We start from the raw sequence: 16,205 nt of genomic DNA on the forward strand, positions 1-16,205 counted from the left end.
GGGGTATGACGACAGGCGCTCCGACCTCCCCGAACACCGCCCGGCCCCGGCGCTCCCGGCTGCGCAGGTTTCTGCCGCTGGGCATCGCCGTGTGGCTGGTGCTGGAGATCTGGCTGCTGACCCTGGTCGCGGACGCGGCGGGCGGCATGACCGTGTTCCTGCTGCTCGTGGCGGGCGTGGTGGCAGGCTCCGTGGTGATCAAGCGGGCGGGCCGGCGGGCCTTCCAGAACCTCGGCGAGGCCCTGCAACGCGGCGGCTCGCCCCGGCGCGGCGAGGGCAAGGGACTGACCATGCTCGGCGGTCTGCTGCTGATCATCCCCGGCATGATCTCGGACGTCCTGGGCCTGCTCCTGCTGCTGCCCCCGGTCCAGAAGGCCGTGAGCCGCCTCGCCGAGAACACCTTCGAGAAGACGCTGCGCGGCGCCGGGCCGGGCAGCCTCGGCGACGCCTTCCAGCAGGCCCGCATCCACCGCCCCGACGGCAAGGTGGTCCAGGGCGAGGTCATCCGCGAGGAACGCTCCGACCGTGGCGGATCGGATGACCGGCGGCCGCCGCTGGCCCGCTAGCCACTCCGCGGCGCCGCCCCGGCGCTCCCGCGACACGACGAGACCGCGGGCGCCGTACGTCCCTGAAGACGTACGGCGCCCGCGGTCTCGTACAGGTGCGCTCCGCGGCTTTCCCGCTATGCCGACTTGCGGCTGTCCCGGGGGTGCACGGCGATGTTCATCGCCCCCGAGCGCAGCACGGCCAGGCGCTCCTCGAGGACCTCTTCGAGCTCCTCACGGGTGCGCCGCTCCATCAGCATGTCCCAATGGGTGCGCGCGGGCTTGGCCTTCTTCTCCTCAGGGCCGTCGCCGTCCACCAGAAGTGCCTGGGCCCCGCAGACCTTGCACTCCCACTCCGGCGGGATCTCCGCCTCGACCGAGAAGGGCATCTCGAAGCGATGCCCCTTCTCACATGCGTACTCCACGGCCTGGCGCGGGGCCAGGTCGATGCCGCGGTCCGTCTCGTAGCTGGTCACCACGAGGCGCGTACCGCGAAGAGCTCGCTCACTCATGAATCGTGCCTCCCGGGCTTGTCGCCCACAGGACAGGTGTCGCTGTCGTCGTCATCCGGTCAACGTCCGGTCGGCGGTAAAGATTCCCGTTCCGGGTCATGCGTCGCCGTCGTAGCCGCCCCTTGTTCTACCCACAGGCGCCCGGTTTGTCACATCTGCTAGCAGATGTCACCCAGCGTTTCGGCATCTTTGACGCGCAGTAACGGTACGCCTGGCAGGCCAAACGCGTACACTACCGCCCTTTCGTGCCGAGCGCTAAATCGGCGCTAGATCTTCTCCGGGACCGGGTTGCCCGCCGCGGCGATGGCCCGCCGCACCGGGACCCGCGCGAGCAGCACGAACCCGATGACGAAGAAGGCCACCAGGGAGATGATCGCGGAGCGGTAGCTGCCGGTCAGCTGGTACGTCACGCCGAACAGCAGCGGCCCGAGCCAGCTCATCCCGCGGTCGCTGAGCTCGTACGCCGAGAAGTACTCGGCCTCCTTGCCCGGCGGCACCAGATGGGAGAAGAGCGAGCGGGACAGCGCCTGGCTGCCGCCGAGCACCATGCCGATACCGGCGGCCAGCAGGAAGAAGTACACCGGCGCCTTCGCGGGCAGGAAGTACCCGGCGGCGAGCGTGACCGTCCAGGCCACCAGCGAGCCGAGGACGGTGCGCTGGGCGCCGTACCTGCGCGCGAGACGGCCCATCGCCAGCGCGCCCGCCACGGCGAGCACCTGCACCAGCAGCACCGCGACGATCAGTGTCGACTGGCCGAGCCCCAGCTCCTGGGAGCCGTAGACCGAGGCCTGGGAGATGACCGTCTGGATGCCGTCGTTGTAGATCAGGTACGCCAGCAGGAAGGAGAGCGTCAGCGGATGCCGGCGCATGTCCCGCGCCGTCGCGGCCAGCTGCCGCAGCCCGGTCGAGGGGACGTCCGCCGGCCGGATGCCCGCCGCCCGCGCGCGCCGGTCGCGCAGCAGGCGCAGCGGTACGAGGGTGAAGGCGCCCCACCACAGGCCCGCCGAGGCCAGGCAGACGCGCACCGCCTGCGCCTGTGTGAGGCCGAAGGAGTCGTGCGCCGAGTACAGCACCAGGTTGGCGACGAGGACCATGGAACCCGCGCCGTAGCCGAAGGCCCAGCCGCGGGAGGAGACCGCGTCGCGGTCCTCGGGCGGGGCGATCTGGGGCAGGTAGGAGTTGTAGAGCATCGCGCCGACGGCCGCCGCCGCGTTGGCCACGACGAGCAGCACCCCACCCAGCAGGTACCGGTCGCCGTCCAGGAAGAACATGCCCGCGGTCGCCGCCGCGCCGGTGTACGCCGCCGCCGCGAGCAGCGGCTTCTTACGGCCCGTGCGGTCGGCCGCGCTGCCCACCAGCGGCATCGCCACGACGGCCAGGATCACCGACAGGGACACCGAGTAGGCGAAGAACGACCCCGCCCGCACCGGTATGCCCAGCGGATGCACGTAGCCGTCGGCGTCCGCCGCGTGCTCGGCGACCGAGGTGAGGTAGGGGCCGATGAAAACGGTCAGGACGCTCGCCGAATAGACGGAGTACGCCCAGTCGTAGAAGTACCAGCCTCTTTGCTGGCGCCTGAGGTCGGCGGTCTCGTCCGCCGCCTCCGCGCGCACGGTGTCGATCCCCATCGTGCCCTCGCTTCCGCTCCCCTGCGAAGGCAAGGGTGGCGGGCGTCCGGTCGCTCAGACCCAGACCCCGCGCTCCTCCATGACCTTGCGCAACATGTCGATGTGATCGGTCATGATGCCATCCACGCCGAGGTCCAACAGCCGGTGCACGCGCTCGGGTTCGTTGATCGTCCACACATGGACCTGGAGGCCGCGCGCGTGGGCCGCGCGGACGAAGCGGGGGTCGACCACCGGGACGCCCGACTGGGCCTCGGGCACCTGTGCCGCCACGGCCGAGCGGCGCACCGCGGCGGGCAGCCCCCAGGAGCGCAGCCTCAGGTTCAGCACCCCGCGGGTGCCGAAGGAGGTGGCCAGGCGCGGCCCGGCCAGCCGCTGGGCGCGCAGCACCCGCGCCTCGGAGAACGAGCCCACGCAGACCCGATCCCAGGCGCCCGTGCGCTCGATCAGGTCCAGCAGGGGACGCAGCGCGGGCTCCGCCTTGACGTCGACGTTCCAGCGGACCTCCGGGAAGGTCTCCAGCAACTCCTCGAACAGCGGCACCGGTTCACGGCCGCCCACCCGCGCCCGCTCGACCTCGGCCCAGGGCAGGTCGGCGATGCGGCCCGCGCCGTCGGTGACCCGGTCCAGGGTCGAGTCGTGGAAGGCGACGAGCCGGCCGTCCGCCGTGGTGTGCACATCGGTCTCGATGTAGCGGTAGCCCAGCTCCACCGCGCGGCGGAACTGCGCCACGGTGTTCTCCACCCCGTCGGCGGCTCCGCCGCGATGGGCGAAGGCGAGGGGGCCCGGGTGGTCGAGGTAGGGGTGGCGTATCGCGGTGGTCACCGACGCAGTATCGCTCGGCCGGGTGTCCTTCCGGCAACGATCCTGCCGCTCGATTCCGAGGGCAGGGCGAACACCCGCAGGAAGAACTGGGCCAGCGGGCCGATGGACAGGGCGTACAGCACGGTGCCCACGCCGATGGTGCCGCCCAGCACGACCCCGGTGACCACCACGCTCACCTCGATCACCGTGCGCACCAGCCGGATCGAGCGCCCGGTGCGCTGGTGCAGACCCGTCATCAGACCGTCGCGCGGGCCGGGTCCGAAGCGCGCCGCGATGTACAGGCCGGTCGCCACGCCGTTGAGCAGGATCCCGGCGAACATCAGCGGCACACGGGCGAGGAGCGAGTGGGCCGCGGGCAGCAGTGCGAGCGTCGCGTCCAGGGACAGGCCGATGAGGAAGACGTTGGAGACGGTGCCGAGTCCGGGGCGCAGCCGCAGCGGGATCCACAGCAGCAGCACCGCCGCGCCCACGATGATCGCCACCTCGCCGATGCTCAGCCCGGTCCGTCTCGCCAGCCCCTGGTGCAGCACCCCCCAGGGCTCCAGGCCGAGGCCCGAGGCCACGAGCAGCGCGGAACTCACCCCGTAGAGGGTGAGTCCGACGTAGAGCTGGAGCAATCGGCGTCCTCTATGTCCCGGAGCGGACACAACATACCCCCCTGGGTAGTGATGGTGGCCTGACGCATGTCACTCTGTGGCTTGGAGAGAAACTCCATCCATGGCCAATCCGGGGAAGGTGGACTGATCTCATGACGCAGTGGACCTCGGCGGTGGGGGCCGCGCAGCTCGCCCGGCTGCTCAACTCCCAGCAGGAACGGCCGGCCGGCCCCGGCAGCCGCCGCCCGCCCGCCTACCGGGCGCTGGCCGACGGCATCCGGCTGCTGGTGCTCGAAGGGCGCGTCCCGGTCGCCGCCCGGCTGCCCGCCGAACGCGAACTGGCCCTCGCCCTCTCCGTCAGCCGCACCACGGTGGCGGCCGCCTACGAGGCGCTGCGCGGCGAGGGTTTCCTGGAGTCCCGGCGGGGCGCGGGCAGCTGGACCGCCGTACCGGCCGGGAACCCGGTGCCCGCGCGCGGTCTGGAGCCCCTGCCCCCGGAGGCCCTCGGCTCGATGATCGACCTGGGCTGCGCCTCCCTGCCCGCGCCCGAGCCCTGGCTCACCCGCGCGGTGCAGGGAGCGCTGGAGGAACTGCCGCCGTACGCGCACACGCACGGGGACTATCCCGCCGGGCTGCCCGCCCTGCGCGCGATGATCGCCGAGCGCTACACCGCGCGCGGGATCCCCACCATGCCGGAGCAGATCATGGTGACGACCGGCGCGATGGGCGCCATCGACGCGATCTGCCATCTCTTCGCGGGCCGCGGCGAGCGCATCGCGGTGGAGTCCCCTTCCTACGCCAACATCCTCCAGCTGATGCGGGAGGCGGGCGCGCGGCTGGTGCCCGTGGCGATGGCCGAGGGGCTCGCCGGGTGGGACATGGACCGCTGGCGCCAGGTCCTGCGGGAGGCCGCGCCGCGGCTCGCCTACGTGGTCGCCGACTTCCACAACCCCACGGGGGCGCTGGCCGACGAGGACCAGCGGCGCCGGCTCGTGGACGCGGCCCGCGCGGCCGGGACGGTGCTCGTCGCCGACGAGACGATGACCGAGCTGTGGCTCGAGGAGGAGCTGGGCGGCGGGCGGATGCCGCGCCGGGTGTGCGCGTTCGACCCCGCGGGGTCCACGGTGATCACGGTCGGTTCGGCCAGCAAGGCGTTCTGGGCGGGGATGCGGATCGGGTGGGTGCGGGCGGCCCCGGACATCGTCCGCAGCCTGGTCGCCGCGCGGGCGTACGCCGATCTGGGCACGCCGGTGCTGGAGCAGCTCGCCGTCAACTGGCTCTTCAGCACGGGAGGTTGGGAGCAGGCGGTGGCCCTTCGCCGGGCCCAGGCCCGGGAGAACCGGGACGCCCTGGTCGCCGCGCTCCGCCAGACGCTGCCGGACTGGGAGTTCTCCGTCCCCCAGGGGGGCCTGACCCTCTGGGTCCGCGCGGGCGGCCTCTCCGGCTCCCGCATCGCGGAAGCGGGCGAACGCACGGGCGTCCGCGTCCCGTCCGGGCCGCGCTTCGGCGTCGACGGCGCGTTCGAGGGGTACGTCCGGCTGCCGTTCACCGTGGGGGGAGCGGTGGCGGAGGAGGCGGCGGTCCGGCTGGCCGCGGCGGCGCGGCTGGTGGAGACCGGGGGGACGGGGACGGCGGCGGAGTCACCGCGGACGTTCGTCGCGTAGCGCGCCCGGGGTCCGCGCTTCCCCGCGCCCCGGGGTCCGCGCTTCCCCGCGCCCCGGGGTCCGCGCCTCCCCGCGCCCCGGGGGGCGCGGGAACCGCGCGACGAGCCGCGACCGCCCGCGCCCGAGGAACCGCCGTCGGCCCGCTTACTCGGCCGGTACCGGTTCCGCGGGGGCCGGCTTGGTCAGGTCGATCGGCTGAGCAGGCCGCGCGGTCCGCGGCGGCAGGAGATCCAGCACCGCCCTGCGGTCGTCCTCGCTCGTCGCGTCGTCATAGGGGTCCGGTGTCCGCGGCACCTGGAGCCGGTGCACCGGGCCGTGGCCCAGCCGCGCGTACCCCCGACCCGGCGGTACCTGGGCCGGCGGGGTCGTGCGCGGCGCCGCCCCCAGCACCCCCTCCAGCTGCCGCGCCGTCGCCGACCCGAGGGCCACCCGCGCCCGCGTGTGCTGCCGTACCGCGTCGCTCAGCGCGTCGAGGCCGTCGTAGTGCTCGGCGACGACGACGGTGACGTTCGCCGCCCGCCCGTGCCGCAGCGGCACCTGGAGCAGCGTCTGCGGATCCTCGCGGCCGTCGACCTCCGCGAGGTGCGCGAACACGCTCGGCCGGTCGAAGAGGATCCACAGGGGGCGCCGGGTGTCCGCCGGGGGCGGGTCGCCCGCCTGCCGGGCGAGGTTGATCTCGACGAGCCGCCGTTCGGTCTCCCGCGCGGCCCACTCCAGGCTCGTCAGCGCCCCGGGGAGCGCGCACTCCACGGCCGGCACGCCCTCCCGGCCGGTCAGGCACGCGTACTCGCCGGTGCCCCCGCCGTCCACGATGAGGACGTCGCCGTACTGGAGGGCCTGGAGGGCCAGCGAACGCAGCAGGGTGGAGGTGCCGCTGCCGGGCTGGCCGACGGCCAGCAGGTGCGGCTCGGTGGAGCGGGCGCCGGTGCGCCAGACGACGGGCGGGACGTCGCGCTGTTCGCCGTACGCGTCCCCGTAGTCCCCGAAGGAGAGGGGCAGCGTGCGCTGCACCTCGCTGGGGTCGGTGAAGCCGAGCACGCTCTCCCCGGGCGCGGTCACGTACCGCTGCGCCACGATGTCCGCGGGCAGCGGCGGGAGCGCGGTCACGGCGAGCTGGTTGCCCTCCTCGTCCCACCCGAACCGGTACTCGCGCCCGCGCCCCGCCTTCGCGGTGAGCACCTGCTCGATCCGCGCGCGGGCCTCCGGCTCGCCGTCCGGGAAGTACGCCGGGTAGCGGAGCACGAGCTGTCCGACCCGCCCGCCGTCGTCGAACTCGTGGGCGGGGAAGGCCTTCTGCCACTCCCCGCCGTGCGCGTACAGCGGGGCCGGGTCCTCGGGGACGGAGAAGTACGGCACCAGTGCCTCGTACAGCGCCCGCAGCCGCTCGGCCCGGGACTCGTCGGGGCCCTCGGACGCGGGCGGCGTGCGGTCGCGGCCCAGCCAGGCCGCCGCCGTCATCACGGTGATGACGGCCAGCAGCGGCCCGTACGGCGCCAGCGCCACGACCAGTACCAGGCAGGCCACCAGGAACAGCAGCGGCCCGCGCCGGTCCTTGGGGGTGGCGGCCCACCGGCGCCGCCCGGCCGAGGCCAGCAGGCGCAGCCCGCGGGAGAGGGTGATCAGCGGATGGAGCACGTCGGTGGCGCTGTCGGCCGCCGTCCGGGCCAGTTCCCGGCTCCGCGCCAGTTGCGTCCGGGCGATCTGCGCGCCGTCCTTGCTCAGAATGCGGGGGAGGGGCCGCCGGGCCACTGCTGTCTCCTGGTGGTGCGTACGGGCGGGACGTGCTGCGGGGCCGGCGTCAGAACTTGATGCCGCCCAGGAGGCTGGCCAGGCTCTCCCCGCCGGCCTTGATGCTCGGGGCGATGGCCGTGCTCGACAGGTAGAACCCGAACAGCGTGGAGACGCAGGCGTGCGAGCCCTTGAGGCCGTCCTTGCGGAAGTAGAGGAACATGACGGTGCCGAGCAGGACGACGCCTGACATGGAGAGGATCATTGGGTGCCTCCTGGTGTCGAGGGGGACAGTCACCATCAGTACTTCCAGGATCACAGCATGTGTCTATACGACAAAGAGCGCAACCGAGTGAATATCGTGACTATTCGCCCGACCGGTGGAGCCTGCGCGGCCCCGGCGGACCGGGGCGCTCGCGGACGATCTCACCCGTAACGATCCTTACGCCGGGCACAACGGGTCATGTGAGGCACGAGCCAGTACCCTTGCGGTTCACCTGAACGGTTGTAATGAGAGGCGGTCCGGCGATGAGCGAAGCCCCCGACCCCGAGGTCGTGGAGCTGGCGACCAAGATCTTCGATCTGGCCCGGCAGGGGCAGACCGAGGCACTCGTGGCGTACGTCGACGCGGGCGTTCCGGCCAACCTCACCAACGACCGCGGGGACTCCCTGGTGATGCTCGCCGCCTACCACGGACACGCCGACGCGGTGCGCGCGCTGCTGGCCCGCGGTGCGGAGGCGAACCGCGTCAACGACCGGGGGCAGACCCCGATCGCGGGCGCGGTCTTCAAGGGTGGGACGGAGGTCGTCAAGGCCCTCCTGGAGGGCGGCGCCGACCCCGCCGCGGGCACGCCGTCGGCCGTCGACACCGCCCGGATGTTCGGTCGGGCCGACGTCCTCGAACTCTTCGGCGTCAGCTGACGCCGGACTTCTGACCAGCGACGACACGGAAAACGGGGGAGGCGGTACAGGGCCGCCGGAAATACGGTCGCGGCAGCACACACCGCGGGTCATCATGACGACGTGATTCACGGACGCGATGGCTGGGCAGGTGTTGCCGCACCGCGCGGACCGTGATGCGGTCCGCATGGGCCACCGACGAGAGGCAGAGAGAGATGGTCTACAGCAAGCAAGAGACGGCGGGCGCTCCTCCGTTGTGTCACGCGGCCAGGTAGTGCGTGTTCCCCGGTTGCGTCGACGCTTGATGTGAGGCTGTTTCCCATGTTCGATCCGGTCATAGCGCCCAGCGGTACGCTGCTCGGCCTGCTCCAGCGGGGCCGCGGCGACGGCACGCTGCACGCGCTCACCGCGCCCCGCGCGGAGGCGCTCGCGGCCCTGAACCACTGTGTGCTGCGCGATCCCCGCCACGACTGGCAGGTGGAGAACCGCTCCCTGTACTACGCCCGGCTCTTCCTCGACCTGAACGGCGAACTGGACGCCGTCGAGGCGCATCTCTTCGACCCCGAGGACCACCTCGACACCGAGGAGTCCCGCACCGGCCTGGCGCTCGCGGTGCTCGGCCACCTCGCCTCGTACGGCCGCCGCGACGCCCTCGACCTGCTGCGCCGGTACGCCGCGCGGGGCGCCAACTGGGCCTGGGCGCTGGACGAACTGGCGCTGCGGGACGACGACGCGGGGCTGCGCGCCCTCGCCGCCCCCGTGCTCGCCCGTTTCCCCGCCGACGCCGAGGGCGAGGCCGAGCTGGCCGCCGCCGTGCGTGACGCCTTCGAGCCGCGGCCCTGGCGGCTGTGGGCCGAGGACCCGCGCGAGGCCATCGGCGCGCGGGTGCGGGCCGCCCACGAGGCCGGATGCTTCGACCGCTGGCAACGGCAGATGCGGCCGACCGGACCCCGCCCCGGCTGGAGCGTGCGCGCCGTCTTCGAGTGGGCCCAGCAGGGCCTCGACCGCGGCGCCGCCCTCCACGTGCCCGCCGCCCGCTGCCTGGTCGCCGTGGCCGGGCCCGAGGACCGGCCGGAGATCGTCCGGGCCGCCCGCACCGGCACCGACGGTGCCCGCTGCACCGCACTGAGGTATCTCGCCGACAGCTCCGACCCCGAGGCACTCGCTCTGATCGAGGCCGCGGTCGCCGACGGCACCACGGTCGTCGTGGACGCCGCGGTCGACGCCTTCGAACGCATGCGCAGCATCGCGGCCGTGGACCGTGCGCGGGGCTGGGCGCAGCGCCCCGACGCGCTCGGCGCCGCCGCCGGACGCATGCTCGCCTGCCGGGGGGGCGCCCAGGACAGCCCGCTCGTCCTCGGCGCCCTGCGCGAGGCCGTGCGCGGCGAGGGACCCGACGCGCCCACGCTGTGGACCCTGGTCGACGGCGCCGGACGCCTCGGCATCGCCTGCGCGGCGCCGGTGCTGCGCCACGTCTACCGGGAGACCGCCTCCTCCCACCTCCGCGGCCGCGCCGCCCGCGCCCTCGCCGCGACCGACCCCTCCTTCGCCACCGGCTTCGCCGTCGAATGCCTCTGGGACTGCGAGGAGACGACCCGCGAACTCGCCGCCCGCCACGCCGAGACCGGCGACACCCGTGTCGTCGAACGCCTCCGCCGCCTCGCCGCGGACCCGGCCGAGGAGGACGAGGTCCAGACGGCGGTCCGCAGCCGCTTCGGGCCGGACATGACGACGGGCTGAGGAGGGCGGCGGGCGTGCCGCCGCGGCCGCCCGCCCGGCCCCGTTCGACGCCGACGGCACCGGCGCGGGTGGAGGCGACGGGCTCTCGTACGGACAGGGCGCGAGTCGACCTGTGCGCCGGCCCGCGCCCTTCGTGCCGGCCCGCGCCCTCCGCGCCGGCCCGCATCCTTCGTGCCGGCCCGCGCCCTTCGTGCCGGCCCGCATCCTTCGTGCCGGAGCCCGGCCGCACGGGAAGGTATGCGCGCCCTGGCGCGCGTCGTGCCGCACGCCGGACCCGGTCGCCCGGTCGCCCTCGCCCACCCGCCCGCACACGACCCGCTCGCGCACCCGAGGCGCGCCCAGAGCGCACCACCGGCGCACTCGCCCCGCGCCCACCGGCCCACCCCAGGCTTCGAGGCGCCCTCCCGCCCCGTCACATGAACGGCGGGTGACCCCCGGACCAGCCGCCCATGACGGCCACCCGACCCGCTCGCCCGCGAGCACAACGCTCATGGGACGTTCCCCGGGCGGAAAGATCGACGTTGACGCGGCCACGTCCGGCGCGGCGACAACACCCGTATGCGTGTCGTCATCGTGACCGAATCCTTTCCCCCCGATGTGAACGGCGTGGCCCACTGCGCGCTCCAGACCGCCCGGCACCTCGCAGACAGCGGTCACCACCCGCTCGTCGTCGCTCCCGCCCCTGCTCCCGGCACCGGCCCGGACACGGACGCCCCGTGTCCGGTCGTCCGGATACCGTCCCTCCCGCTCCCCGGCTACCCCCAGGTCCGCGTCGCCCTCCCCAGCCGGCGCCTGGCCGCGGCCCTCGTCTCGCACCGGCCCGACGTGGTGCACCTGGCCAGTCCGTTCGTGCTCGGCGTGCGCGGGATGGCGGCGGCCGCGCGGCTTGGCCTGCCCGCCGTCGCCGTCTACCAGACCGATCTCGCCGGTTACGCCCGCACGTACATGGGCGCCGGAGAGGCCGCCGCCTGGCGCCGCATCCGCTCCGTGCACGCCGCCGCCGACCGCACCCTCGCCCCCTCCAGCGCCGCCCTGGGCGACCTGGAGGCGCACGGGGTGCCCCGGGTCCGGCTGTGGCCGCGGGGCGTGGACACCGTACGTTTTCGGCCAGACCGCCGTGACGAGGAGCTGCGCCGGGAACTCGCCCCGAACGGTGAGCTGATCGTCGGCTACGTCGGCCGGCTCGCCCCCGAGAAGCACGTCGAACTGCTCGCCGGCGTCAGCGGGACGGCAGGCGTCAAGCTGGTGGTCGTCGGCGACGGGCCCAGCCACGCCCACCTGACCGACGCCCTGCCCGGCGCGGCCTTCCTGGGCCGCCGCACCGGCGACGACCTGGCGCGGATCTTCGCCTCGCTGGACCTGTTCGTGCACACGGGCCCCTTCGAGACCTTCTGCCAGACGGTGCAGGAGGCCATGGCCAGCGGCGTTCCGGTCGTCGCGCCGGCCGCCGGCGGGCCGCTGGACCTGGTCGACCACGGCCGTACCGGACTCCTCGTACCGCCCTGCGACGCCGACGCCGTCCGGGACGCCGTGCGCGACCTGGCCGAGGACCCCGCGCGCCGCACCGCGTTCGGGGCCGCCGCCCGCACCCTGGTCGAGGGCCGCACCTGGGCCGCCGTCGGGGACCGGCTGATCGAGCACTACGAGGACGTGCTCGCCGGGCGCCGGACGGCGGTGGCGGCATGACCGCCCGGCCGCTGCGCATCGTCCGGCTCGCCAACTTCGTCGCACCCGCGTCCGGCGGCCTGCGCACCGCCCTGCGGGAGCTGGGCAAGGGCTTCCTCGCGGCGGGCCACGAACCGGTGCTGATCGTGCCCGGCGCCCGGCACACCGACACCGAGACCGAGCAGGGCCGCGTCATCACCCTGCCCGGACCGCTGCTCCCCGGCACCGGCGGCTACCGCGTCCTGACCGACAGGCGCCGCCTGGCCGCCCTCCTGGAGGATCTCGGCCCCGACCGGCTCGAGGTCTCCGACCGCACCACCCTGCGCTGGACCGGCCGCTGGGCCCGCCGCGCCCGCGTGCCCGCCGTGATGGTCTCCCACGAGACCGCCGACGGCGTGCTGCGCACCTGGGGCGTGCCCGACCACCTCTCCCGGCGGGCCGCCGACGCCCTCAACACCCGTACCGCACACGTCTATTCACGCGTGGTGTGCACCACCGAGTACGCCGAGCGCGAGTTCGTCCGCATCGGCGCGCGCAACGTCGTACGCGCCCCCCTGGGCGTCGACCTCACGGCCCGCCACCCCGCCCTGCGCGACCCCGGCGTGCGCGCACGGTACGCGCGCGGCGGAGAGGCCCTGCTGGTGATGTGCTCCCGGCTGTCCGTGGAGAAGCGCCCCGGCACCGCCCTCGACGCCCTGGCGGCGCTGATACGACGCGGACGGCCCGCGGTGCTGGTGGTCGCCGGGGACGGCCCGCTGCGGGGCCGCCTGGAGCAGCGCGCCCGGGAACGGGGGCTGCCGGTGACCTTCCTCGGGCACCTCTCCGACCGGGCCGCGCTCGGCGCGCTCCAGGCCACCGCGGACCTCGCCCTCGCCCCCGGGCCCGCCGAGACCTTCGGACTCGCCGCCCTGGAGGCCATGGCCTGCGGCACGCCCGTGGTGGCCAGCGCCTCCTCCGCGCTGCCCGAGGTCATCGGGCCCGCCGGGGCGACCGCGGCCGACCACGGCGAGGCATTCGCCGACGCCGTCGAACTCCTCCTGGACCGCCCCGAGCCCGAGCGCCGGCAGGCGGCCCGCGCGCGGGCCGAGTGCTTCGGCTGGGGCACCGCCGTGGAGGCGTTCCTCGCCGCCCACGACGCGGGAGTGCCGCGCCGCGGCGACACCCGCCACGGCGTGCCGGAGGGCGTGGCATGAGACCCGTCCGCTTCGTCGCCCTCGGGGACTCGCTGACCGAGGGCGTGGGCGACTTCACCGACGCCGGCCCCCGCGGCTGGGCCGCGCTGCTCGCTCCCTCGCTCGGCGCGGGCACGGAGTTCACCAACCTCGCGGTCAGCGGCGCGCAGACCCGGGACGTGCTGGAGCGGCAGACCCCGGCCGCGCTCGCCCTGCACCCCGACCTGGTCGCCGTGGTCGTCGGCGTCAACGACACGCTGCGGCACACCTTCGACGTCCGCGCGGTCGCCGCCCGCCTCGACCAGGTCTACGGGGCCTGCGTCGGCCAGGGCGCCACCCTGCTCACCGCCTGCCTGCCCGACCCGGGCGCGATGCTCGGCCTGCCGAGCGCCCTGGCCATCCCCCTGGCCCGCCGCCAGCGCGCGGTCAACGCGGTCGTGCACGCCCTGTCCGACCGGTACGGTGCCGTCCACCTGCACGCGGCCGACGGCGGCTGGATCGCCGACCGGAGCCTGTGGAGCGCGGACCGGCTGCACCCCGGCGAACGCGGTCACCGGCAACTGGCCGTGCGCTTCCACGCCCTGCTCGCCGAGGCGGGCCGTGCGACAGGCCGGCCCCCGTCCCCCGAACCGGAGTTCCCCGCACCGACCCGCGCGGCCGGCCTGCTCTGGCTCGCCACCGCGGGCAGCGCCTGGGTGGCCAGGCGCTGCCGGGACCTGCTGCCCCAGCTGCTCGCCCTCGCCGCCGAGGAACTGCGCCACCGCGCCCGGGGCACCACGGCCCGCCTCGACCTGCACACGACGGCCGCCGTGTCCGCCGCCCTGGCCGCCCTGCCGGAGGCCCGGACCGAACCGGCGGGCCCCCGCGGAGGCCGGCTGGAGGCGGGCGTCGGCTGACCCGTCACCGGCCCACCGCCGCGAACCGCACGGGCGTCCCCGGCGCCGCCTGGGCCGCCGCCGGGAGGTCGGCCGCGCGGACCACCGCGATCACCGGGTAACCGCCGGTCGTCGGATGGTCGGCGAGGAAGACCACGGGGCGGCCGTCCGGCGGCACCTGTACGGCACCCAACACCATTCCCTCGCTGGGCAGTTCACCCTCCCTGGCCCGTTCCAGCGGCGGGCCCTCGGTGCGCAGGCCGATGCGGTTGCTCGCCGGCGAGACCCGGTAGGCGCGCGCCGTCAGGTCGTACCGGCCACGCGCCGTGAACCAGTCCGCGCGCGGGCCCGGCGCCACCCGCAGCACGAGTTCCGCGGGCGGCCCCGGCTGCGGGGCGGCGTCCACGCGCGCGGGCGGCCCGGCCGGGCGGCCGAGCGGCAGCACCATGCCTTCGGCGAGCGGGGCCGGGCCGAGGCCGGACAGCAAATCGGTGGCGCGGCTGCCGAGCACCGGCTCCACGGCGAGGCCGCCGCGGACGGCGACGTAGCTCCGTACCCCGGCCACCACCGCGCCCACTTCCAGGACGTCACCGGCGGGCACCACGACGGGCGCGCCCCACGCCACCGGGCGGCCGCCGACGGAGACCGGGCAGGGCGCACCGCCGACCGCCGCGATCACCGTCGAGCGGGGGCGCAGCGCACAGCCGTCGAGCGTCGTCTCCAGCACGGCGGCCCCCGGCGGATTGCCGGCCAGCCGGTTGACCAGTGCCGCCGCGGGCGGGTCCAGCGCCCCGGAGCGGGGCACTCCGAGGTGCGCGTACCCGGGTCGCCCGAGGTCCTGCACGGTGGTCAGCAGCCCGGGTCGTACGACGACGAGCGCGCGGTCGGTCATGGCCCCTCCATCGGTACGGCGATCAGACCGCCGGTCATGGCCCCTCCACCGGCACGAACCGCACCCGGGTGCCCGGGGACAGCAGAGCGGCGGGTTCGCGGGTGTGGTCCCAGAGCACCGCGTCCGTGGTGCCGATCAGCTGCCAGCCGCCCGGCGAGGCGCGCGGGTACACCCCCGTGTACGGACCCGCGAGCGCCACCGCGCCGGCCGGGACCGCCGTGCGCGGGGTGGCCCGGCGCGGGACGTCGTAGCGGGCCGGGAGCCCGGTGAGGTAGCCGAAGCCGGGCGCGAAGCCGCAGAAGGCCACCGTGAACTCGGTGCCCGTGTGGACGCGGACCACCTCGCGCTCGGGCACCTGCCAGTGCGCGGCGACGGCGGCGAGGTCGGGGCCGTCGTAGCGCACCGGGAGCTCGACCAGGGCGCGCGCCCGGGGCGACGGGAGATCCCCTGCCGACGCGGTCAGTTCGGACATCCAGCGGGCCGGGTCGGACAGCCCGTCGAGCAGGACCGAGCGCGCGGCCGGCACGATCTCCCGGACGGTCAGCGCGCCCTCCGCGCGGCGCCGCAGCAGCGCCGCGTGCAGGGCCTGCGCCTCCTCGGCCGAGGCCACCTCGACCAGCAGCGCGTCCTCGCCGACCGGCAGCGCCCTCATGCGAAGGCCTCCACCCGGACGCCCGCCGCGACCAGTTCGGCCCGCACCTGCCGGGCCAGCTCCACCGCGCCGGGGGTGTCGCCGTGCAGACACAGCGAGCGGGCGCGCACCCGGACGCGCGCTCCGGAGTGCGCGGTGACCACGCCGGAGCGCGCGAGCCCGACCGAGCGCCGTACGACCGCCTCCGGATCGCTCACCACCGCGCCGTCCCGACCGCGCGGCACCAGTGCTCCCTCGTCGGTGTACGCGCGGTCGGCGAACGCCTCCGGCACGGCCGGCAGACCCGCCTCCCGGGCCAGCGTCAGCAGCCGGGAGCCGGGCAGGCCGAGCACCGGCAGCGCGGGGCCGGCGAGGAGCACGCCGTCGATCACCGCGCCCGCCTGCTCCTCGTCGTGCGTGACCCGGTTGTAGAGCGCCCCGTGCGGTTTGACGTACGCCACCCGGGCCCCGGCGGAGCGCGCGAACACCTCCAACGCCCCGATCTGGTAGGCCACTTCGGCCGCCAGTTCGGCGGGCGGCACGTCCATCGCGCGCCGCCCGAACCCGGCGAGGTCCCGGTAGGAGACCTGGGCGCCGATCGTCACCCCGCGCTCGGCGGCCAGCTCGCACACCCGGCGCATGGTGGCCGCGTCCCCGGCGTGGAAGCCGCAGGCCACGTTGGCGCTGGTGACGACGGACAGCAGCTGTTCGTCCTCGGTGAGCCGCCAGCGGCCGAAGCCCTCGCCGAGGTCGGCGTTCAGATCGATCGAGGTCATGGTCGTTCCCGTGTCTCCGGTTCGTCGCTTCATCGGTTCGTCGGCCGGACCCGCCTTCG

General features: G+C 75.1%; 16 protein-coding genes. 7 read left to right on the top strand and 9 right to left on the bottom strand.

All coding sequences use genetic code 11. The annotated features are described in order from the left end of the window. Nucleotides 1-5 precede the first annotated feature (5 nt). Complete coding sequence (gene fxsA, locus QSK45_RS26055) at nt 6-566, top strand: FxsA family membrane protein (RefSeq protein ID WP_285560972.1); 561 nt, start codon at nt 6-8, stop codon at nt 564-566. Between the two features lie 116 nt (nt 567-682). Here fxsA and QSK45_RS26060 read toward each other — a convergent pair whose 3' ends face one another. The 4 genes from QSK45_RS26060 to yczE all read right to left on the bottom strand — a co-directional run bounded on the left by QSK45_RS26060 (nt 683) and on the right by yczE (nt 4,154). Next, complete coding sequence (locus QSK45_RS26060) at nt 683-1,057, bottom strand: RNA polymerase-binding protein RbpA (protein ID WP_003977404.1); 375 nt, start codon at nt 1,055-1,057, stop codon at nt 683-685. A 266-nt stretch (nt 1,058-1,323) separates the two neighbouring features. Beyond that, entirely contained in the window at nt 1,324-2,685 is a 1,362-nt protein-coding gene (locus QSK45_RS26065; RefSeq protein ID WP_285560974.1) for an MFS transporter, read from the bottom strand. Between the two features lie 54 nt (nt 2,686-2,739). Further along, nucleotides 2,740-3,507, bottom strand: coding sequence for a glycerophosphodiester phosphodiesterase family protein (locus QSK45_RS26070; RefSeq protein ID WP_285560976.1), 768 nt, complete (start codon nt 3,505-3,507; stop codon nt 2,740-2,742). Continuing rightward, nucleotides 3,504-4,154 (bottom strand): membrane protein YczE, encoded by a 651-nt coding sequence (gene yczE, locus QSK45_RS26075; RefSeq protein WP_285560978.1) that lies wholly within the window; start codon nt 4,152-4,154, stop codon nt 3,504-3,506. The genes QSK45_RS26070 and yczE overlap by 4 nt, the downstream gene beginning before the upstream one ends. A 101-nt stretch (nt 4,155-4,255) precedes the next feature. Here yczE and QSK45_RS26080 point away from each other — a divergent pair, with 101 nt between their 5' ends. Next, nucleotides 4,256-5,767: an SCO1417 family PLP biosynthesis transcription factor gene (locus QSK45_RS26080; protein WP_285560981.1), complete on the top strand. Its 1,512-nt coding sequence runs from the start codon at nt 4,256-4,258 to the stop codon at nt 5,765-5,767. Nucleotides 5,768-5,911: 144 nt separating this feature from the next. On the opposite strand, the gene QSK45_RS26085 is transcribed toward QSK45_RS26080, so the two are convergent. Together QSK45_RS26085 and QSK45_RS26090 are read right to left on the bottom strand one after the other, a co-directional pair. Continuing rightward, nucleotides 5,912-7,516 carry a hypothetical protein gene (locus QSK45_RS26085; protein WP_285560983.1) on the bottom strand — a complete coding sequence of 535 codons (1,605 nt, stop codon included), beginning with the start codon at nt 7,514-7,516 and terminating at the stop codon, nt 5,912-5,914. A gap of 49 nt (nt 7,517-7,565) precedes the next feature. After that, nucleotides 7,566-7,760: a hypothetical protein gene (locus tag QSK45_RS26090; RefSeq protein WP_285560985.1), complete on the bottom strand. Its 195-nt coding sequence runs from the start codon at nt 7,758-7,760 to the stop codon at nt 7,566-7,568. Between the two features lie 263 nt (nt 7,761-8,023). Here QSK45_RS26090 and QSK45_RS26095 point away from each other — a divergent pair, with 263 nt between their 5' ends. The 5 genes from QSK45_RS26095 to QSK45_RS26115 all read left to right on the top strand — a co-directional run bounded on the left by QSK45_RS26095 (nt 8,024) and on the right by QSK45_RS26115 (nt 13,868). After that, on the top strand, nt 8,024-8,416 hold the full coding sequence (locus QSK45_RS26095; RefSeq protein ID WP_285560987.1) for an ankyrin repeat domain-containing protein: 393 nt from the start codon (nt 8,024-8,026) through the stop codon (nt 8,414-8,416). 300 nt (nt 8,417-8,716) lie between these two features. Continuing rightward, nucleotides 8,717-10,135 carry a HEAT repeat domain-containing protein gene (locus QSK45_RS26100; protein ID WP_285560988.1) on the top strand — a complete coding sequence of 473 codons (1,419 nt, stop codon included), beginning with the start codon at nt 8,717-8,719 and terminating at the stop codon, nt 10,133-10,135. Between the two features lie 558 nt (nt 10,136-10,693). After that, nucleotides 10,694-11,821 (top strand): glycosyltransferase family 4 protein, encoded by a 1,128-nt coding sequence (locus QSK45_RS26105; protein ID WP_285560989.1) that lies wholly within the window; start codon nt 10,694-10,696, stop codon nt 11,819-11,821. Continuing rightward, a complete protein-coding gene (locus QSK45_RS26110) occupies nt 11,818-12,993 on the top strand; it encodes a glycosyltransferase (RefSeq protein ID WP_285560991.1) in 1,176 nt (391 codons plus the stop codon). The genes QSK45_RS26105 and QSK45_RS26110 overlap by 4 nt, the downstream gene beginning before the upstream one ends. Then, nucleotides 12,990-13,868, top strand: a complete 879-nt coding sequence (locus QSK45_RS26115; protein WP_285560992.1) for an SGNH/GDSL hydrolase family protein — start codon at nt 12,990-12,992, stop codon at nt 13,866-13,868. The genes QSK45_RS26110 and QSK45_RS26115 overlap by 4 nt, the downstream gene beginning before the upstream one ends. A gap of 4 nt (nt 13,869-13,872) precedes the next feature. Here QSK45_RS26115 and QSK45_RS26120 read toward each other — a convergent pair whose 3' ends face one another. From QSK45_RS26120 to QSK45_RS26130, 3 genes are read right to left on the bottom strand one after another with little or no spacing between them, the layout of a single operon-like run. Continuing rightward, nucleotides 13,873-14,739 carry a 5-oxoprolinase subunit C family protein gene (locus tag QSK45_RS26120; RefSeq protein ID WP_285560993.1) on the bottom strand — a complete coding sequence of 289 codons (867 nt, stop codon included), beginning with the start codon at nt 14,737-14,739 and terminating at the stop codon, nt 13,873-13,875. A 34-nt stretch (nt 14,740-14,773) separates the two neighbouring features. Further along, a complete protein-coding gene (gene pxpB, locus QSK45_RS26125) occupies nt 14,774-15,391 on the bottom strand; it encodes a 5-oxoprolinase subunit PxpB (RefSeq protein ID WP_285560995.1) in 618 nt (205 codons plus the stop codon). Then, the gene (locus QSK45_RS26130) at nt 15,388-16,146 is read right to left on the bottom strand and encodes a LamB/YcsF family protein (RefSeq protein WP_285560996.1); all 759 of its coding nucleotides are present in this window, start codon (nt 16,144-16,146) and stop codon (nt 15,388-15,390) included. Before QSK45_RS26130 ends, pxpB begins: the two co-directional genes overlap by 4 nt. Nucleotides 16,147-16,205 lie beyond the last annotated feature (59 nt).

It is taken from the genome of Streptomyces hygroscopicus subsp. hygroscopicus (assembly GCF_030269125.1).
In the GTDB taxonomy this organism is placed as follows: Bacteria; Actinomycetota; Actinomycetes; order Streptomycetales; family Streptomycetaceae; genus Streptomyces; species Streptomyces hygroscopicus_C.

Coding starts and splice junctions, on each gene's coding strand:
- fxsA (WP_285560972.1), top strand. CDS start 6: ATGACGACAGGCGCTCCGACCTCCCCGAACACCGCCCGGCCCCGGCGC.
- QSK45_RS26060 (WP_003977404.1), bottom strand. CDS start 1,057: ATGAGTGAGCGAGCTCTTCGCGGTACGCGCCTCGTGGTGACCAGCTAC.
- QSK45_RS26065 (WP_285560974.1), bottom strand. CDS start 2,685: ATGGGGATCGACACCGTGCGCGCGGAGGCGGCGGACGAGACCGCCGAC.
- QSK45_RS26080 (WP_285560981.1), top strand. CDS start 4,256: ATGACGCAGTGGACCTCGGCGGTGGGGGCCGCGCAGCTCGCCCGGCTG.
- QSK45_RS26090 (WP_285560985.1), bottom strand. CDS start 7,760: ATGATCCTCTCCATGTCAGGCGTCGTCCTGCTCGGCACCGTCATGTTC.
- QSK45_RS26095 (WP_285560987.1), top strand. CDS start 8,024: ATGAGCGAAGCCCCCGACCCCGAGGTCGTGGAGCTGGCGACCAAGATC.
- QSK45_RS26100 (WP_285560988.1), top strand. CDS start 8,717: ATGTTCGATCCGGTCATAGCGCCCAGCGGTACGCTGCTCGGCCTGCTC.
- QSK45_RS26105 (WP_285560989.1), top strand. CDS start 10,694: ATGCGTGTCGTCATCGTGACCGAATCCTTTCCCCCCGATGTGAACGGC.
- QSK45_RS26110 (WP_285560991.1), top strand. CDS start 11,818: ATGACCGCCCGGCCGCTGCGCATCGTCCGGCTCGCCAACTTCGTCGCA.
- QSK45_RS26115 (WP_285560992.1), top strand. CDS start 12,990: ATGAGACCCGTCCGCTTCGTCGCCCTCGGGGACTCGCTGACCGAGGGC.
- QSK45_RS26120 (WP_285560993.1), bottom strand. CDS start 14,739: ATGACCGACCGCGCGCTCGTCGTCGTACGACCCGGGCTGCTGACCACC.
- pxpB (WP_285560995.1), bottom strand. CDS start 15,391: ATGAGGGCGCTGCCGGTCGGCGAGGACGCGCTGCTGGTCGAGGTGGCC.
- QSK45_RS26130 (WP_285560996.1), bottom strand. CDS start 16,146: ATGACCTCGATCGATCTGAACGCCGACCTCGGCGAGGGCTTCGGCCGC.